The sequence below is a fragment of the Aporhodopirellula sallentina SM41 genome (assembly GCF_000346505.1).
Taxonomy (GTDB): Bacteria; Planctomycetota; Planctomycetia; order Pirellulales; family Pirellulaceae; genus Rhodopirellula; species Rhodopirellula sallentina.
In genome coordinates, this window is sequence record NZ_ANOH01000192.1 from 1 (window position 1) to 2,091 (window position 2,091).

At 59.2% G+C, this 2,091-nt stretch carries 2 protein-coding genes; both read right to left on the bottom strand.

Annotation, left to right across the window (positions count from 1 at the left end):
• The coding region (locus RSSM_RS12365) for a BatA domain-containing protein (RefSeq protein ID WP_008678868.1) at positions 1 to 925 on the bottom strand (925 nt) is incomplete at its 3' end.
• A gap of 217 nt (positions 926 to 1,142) precedes the next feature.
• Positions 1,143 to 2,009: a DUF58 domain-containing protein gene (locus tag RSSM_RS12370; RefSeq protein WP_044302409.1), complete on the bottom strand. Its 867-nt coding sequence runs from the start codon at positions 2,007 to 2,009 to the stop codon at positions 1,143 to 1,145.
• Positions 2,010 to 2,091 lie beyond the last annotated feature (82 nt).

Below are 2,091 nucleotides of genomic sequence, written 5' to 3' on the forward strand. Positions count from 1 at the left end.
TGTTTTTGACTTCGGCGTCGGAATAGTTTTTCACCGTTACGTTCATCATTACCGGAACGCCCGCGACCCAAACATCCGGTTCGGGGGCCAGGTCCGTGATCGCCAGGTTTCGAGGGCTCGAGGTTGCCCCGCTTTCGACGCAGTCGATCATTCGAATGTCTGCCCCGGTCTTCTTGGCCTTCTCCAACGAAACAGCCATCCGCCGCGGTGATTGCCAATCGCGTCGCGAGAAATCGCTGACGACATACAGCCGTTTGGAGTCGGCTGGGTTGGCATTGAGCAGGTCGCTCGCCAGATCGATCGCTGAGACGAGGTCTGTCCGCAGCGTCGAGGCCCTCGTGCTCATCAACCGTTCGACTTGGCGGGCGTCACCGGTCACCGTTTGAGCGGCCAGGTCCGCGGCGGCGTCGGCGGTTCCCTTCTCGTTGTCGCTGACCATGGAAGCTCGGCTGGCCCGCATCACGGTCAGTTGATGGACGCCTTCGTCGTTGCTGAGGTTTCGAACCAGCGACGCGATCGCGGAAAGTGCTCGGTCGTAGGCCGTCGCATCTCGACCACTTTCGACTCCCGATTCACCAGCCGCTGCGCCGGAGTTGCCGACGCCGGAAACCCGCTGCCGCATCGAGTAGCTGTCGTCGAGCACGATCACGTGGTGCGTCGTTTGCCCGCCGATCGCTCCGATCAAACCACGACCGCCGATCAGCCCCGCGAGCACCGCGATCAACAACGCCGCAACGGCAATCCGCGTTAGCAAAAGCAACAACTGCCGCAGCACGATCCAGCGGCGTTGTTTGCGATAACTGGCCAGCAAAAAGTCCATCGCTGCCCATTGCGTCCGCCGATGGCGCAGCAGATTGATCAGGTGAACCAGGAGCGGTACACCGATGAATAGGAATCCGGCAGCGAGTGAAGGGTAGAGGAGCAAGGAAGTAGGGTGGAGAGTTGGAAGGGAGGAGAGGAAAACAGGGAGAAACAGCGGGATTGGAAAATCGGTGGCGTGTGGCGAGGCGTGGAAAGGAGGTGGCCGGGACTGCGGTCGTTTAGGCCGAGTTTGAGTAGTGGATCTTGTTAAAGATCTTTTATGCAGCGGGATCTTTCACAAAATCCACTACATTCACTACCGGCTTCCCGAGTTACCTCGTTTACCCCCTTTGTCTCGCGGACAGGAACTTTGCCAACACCGCGTCGAGCGGGTCAGACGTTCGGACTTGCATCGTATCAATTTTTAATCTTCCGCACGTGCGGCGGACGTTTTCCATGAAGCCATCGAGTGCCTCGAGGTAACCTTCGCGAAGTGCGGCCGGGTTGCAGTTCAGGAATGTCGGTGATTCCAGCCCTTCGAATCGGGTCGCCCCGGTGAATTCGAAGTCCCATTCGTCGTCGTGAAGGACGTGGAACAAAGCGACATCGTGGCCTTGCGAACGCAGCACACGGAGTCCGTCGGTCAGGGAATCGATACCGAGTAGGTCCGAGATCACGACGATCAAACCGCCCCGAGGGATCGCCGCGGCGACTTGCCGGGTAACCTTGGGCAGCTGCGTTTCACCGTCGGTCGTGGACGCGGCGAGTGAATTGAGAACGCGGTTGAGTTGATGTTGATTGCTGCGTGCCGGGACGCTGTCGCGAATCTCGGTATCGAACGTGAACAGTCCCGCCGCGTCTTTCTGGCGAAGGGCGAGATAGGCGAGCGAGGCGGCGATCGACGACGCGTAGTGGAACTTGTTTCTGTCCCCTTCCCCGTAAGCCATGCTGCCACTGCAATCGACGAGCAAGTGCAACCGGAGGTTGGTTTCCTCTTCGAACTGCTTGATCGTCAATCGGTCCTGGCGCGCGTACACCTTCCAATCGATGTGCCGCAACTCGTCCCCCGCCACGTATGGGCGGTGTTGGAGAAACTCGATCGATTGGCCGAAGTACGGACTGCGGTGCATCCCCGACAAGAACCCTTCGACGACCCGTCGCGCCGTCAGTTCCAATCGCCGAATGCGAGCCGTGACCTCAGGTCGCAAATATTTTCTGGAATCGGGCATCGCGTGACAATTCGTCTTCGGTCGTTGGTGTCGCCTCGATGATCCGTTTGATCACGTCATC